The organism is Streptomyces milbemycinicus, assembly GCF_002154605.1.
Classification (GTDB): Bacteria; Actinomycetota; Actinomycetes; order Streptomycetales; family Streptomycetaceae; genus Streptomyces; species Streptomyces milbemycinicus.
Map to the genome: position 1 here is coordinate 1 of NZ_MUNE01001176.1, position 1094 is coordinate 1094.

The following is a 1094-nucleotide window of genomic DNA, read 5'->3' on the forward strand; positions in this document are numbered from 1 at the left end:
GGGTTACGCGGGGTCGGGCAGCAGGGGGCGTGGCACTCACCGGGGCGGCGGGCCGGAGCTCTCCCGGACGATCAGCTCGGGTACGGACACGGGGTGCGGGGCGACCGGCTCGGCCTGTTCGACCAGCCCGTACAGCAGCCCGAAGGCGGCCCGGCCAAGACCCGTGAAGTCCAGCCGCACGGTGGTCAGGGACGGGGTGAGATACGCGGAGTGCGGCGCGTCGTCGAATCCGGCCACGCTCACCTCGCCGGGGATCGCCCGGCCCGCCTCGTGGAGCGCGCGGATCACGCCGAGCGCCAGGTCGTCGTTGCCGCACAGGATCGCGGTGACCGACGGGTCGCGGGCCAGCTTCTGCCCGGCCCGGTAGCCGCTGGCCGGGTCCCAGCTGCCCGCCACCGGCCGCGGCTCGGCCGCCCCGGCCTCGCGCAGCGCGTCCCGCCAGCCCGCGGTGCGCTGGCCGGTGCGGCGGGTGCTGGAGGGGATCGCGACGTAGTGCACGGTCTCGTGGCCGAGGCTCAGCAGATGGCGGGTGGCGGCGCGGGCCGCCTCCCGGTCGTCGGTCCACACCCAGGGGCGGTGTTCGCCGGGCGGGCTCGCGGGGGTCTCCACCACGCCCACCACCGGCAGTTCCTCGGGGATCGCCGCCAGCGCCCGGACGCCCGCGGTGTCGTACGCCATCACGATCAGCCCGCCGCCGGCGTCGGCCGCGCGCTGCACCTCGGCGCGTACGGCGGCCTCGTCGGCGGTTTCCAGTACACCGATGCCGACCGCGTAGGAGGAGGCGCGGGCGGCCTCCTCGATGCCCTGGAGGGTCGCGGCGTAGCCGTAGTGCGTGGTGTTGGCGGTCAGCACGGTGACTGAACGAGCGCGTCCGCTGGCCAGCGCGAGGGCGGTGGCGCTGCGGCGGAAGCCCAGCTCCTCGATGGCGGCGAGCACGCGCTCGCGGGTCGACGGCTTGACGCTCGGATGGTTGTTGATCACCCGCGAGACCGTCTGGTACGAGACGCCCGCCGCACTCGCCACATCGCGGATTCCTGGCCGTCTTGTGTGACCGGTCACATTCATGCCAGGATTGTGACCGGTCACATAGGGGT

Annotated in this window: 1 protein-coding gene; it reads right to left on the reverse strand. The window is 74.3% G+C overall.

What is annotated here, in order from left to right; all coding sequences use genetic code 11:
• Positions 1-36 precede the first annotated feature (36 nt).
• Positions 37-1086 (reverse strand): LacI family DNA-binding transcriptional regulator, encoded by a 1050-nt coding sequence (locus CCN51_RS51890; RefSeq protein WP_043487665.1) that lies wholly within the window; start codon positions 1084-1086, stop codon positions 37-39.
• Between the last annotated feature and the right edge of the window lie 8 nt (positions 1087-1094).